The sequence below is a fragment of the Rhizobacter sp. P1_G5 genome (genome assembly GCF_056405435.1).
In genome coordinates this window covers 1-1,172 of record NZ_JBFUCB010001031.1, presented here as the reverse complement: position 1 = coordinate 1,172, position 1,172 = coordinate 1, and the positions used below count along the sequence as shown (strand labels likewise).

The 1,172-nt window shown below is 68.7% G+C and carries 1 protein-coding gene; it reads left to right on the top strand.

What is annotated here, in order from left to right; genetic code table 11:
* Positions 1-286: 286 nt before the first annotated feature.
* A partial coding sequence (locus tag AC1D12_RS33760; protein ID WP_477845439.1) for an alpha-amylase family glycosyl hydrolase occupies positions 287-1,172 on the top strand: 886 nt, incomplete at its 3' end.

The window sequence follows — 1,172 nt, the reverse complement described above, 5'->3', positions numbered from 1 at the left end:
TGGCGGTGGGCTCCAAGCTGTTCCTGTACGACCAGAAATACCTGTGGGGCGACTTCGCGGCCGCGGCCATCCTGTCGGGGCTGCCGATCACGGTCGTGTTCATCCTGGCGCAGAAGTGGATGATCTCGGGGCTCACGGCCGGGGGGATCAAGGGATGACACGGGTTCAAGCGCGATCCCGGATTGGCATCCGGGCTACGTGGATCGCTGCAGTTTGCCTGCTGGTCGGCTGTGCATCGCCTGTCGTTGCACCGCCCTCGCCTGCACCCGTCAGCGGCCCGATCTCGGTGCCAGGCACCTTCGCCGACAACCCGATCGTCTACTTCGCCGTCACCGACCGCTTCGCCAACGGCAACCCGGCGAACGACCACGCCTACGGCCGCCAGCGCGAGGCCGATCCGGCGGCCGATGTCGCCACCTTCCACGGCGGCGACCTGAAGGGCATCACCAACAAGCTGAACGAAGGCTGGTTCCGCGAGCTGGGCGTCAACGCGATCTGGATCACCGCACCGTACGAGCAGATCCACGGCTGGGTGGTCGGCGGCGACAAGGCCTTCAAGCACTACGCCTACCACGGCTACTACGCGCTCGACTACACCGTGCTCGACCAGAACATCGGCACCCCCGACGAGCTGCGCGAGATGGTGGGCACCGCGCACCGCCAGGGCATCCGCATCCTGTTCGACGTGGTGATGAACCACCCCGGCTACCTCGACCTGCAGACCGCCCGCGAACTCAACCTCAAGGTGCTGTGGCCGGGCAGCGAGCGCGCGACGCTGCGCGACTACCACGGCTTCATCGACTACAACAGCTTCGCGTTCGCCGAYTGGTGGGGCCGCCCATGGGTGCGCGCCGGCCTGCCCGGCTACCTCGACGGCGGCCGCGACGACCTGACGATGCAGCTCGCGTACCTGCCCGACTTCCGCACCGAGAGCACCGAGCGCGTGAAGCTGCCGATCTTCCTGCGCACCAAGCCCGGCACGCGCGCCCGCGACCTGCCCGATGCGACCGTGCGCGACTACCTGGTGACCTGGCTCAGCGACTGGGTGCGCGAGTACGGCATCGACGGCTTCCGCGCCGACACCGTCAAGCACGTCGAGCCGGCGGCCTGGGCGGCGCTGAAACGATCCGCCACCGCCGCGCTCGCCGACTGGAAGGCCCGCCACCCGGCCG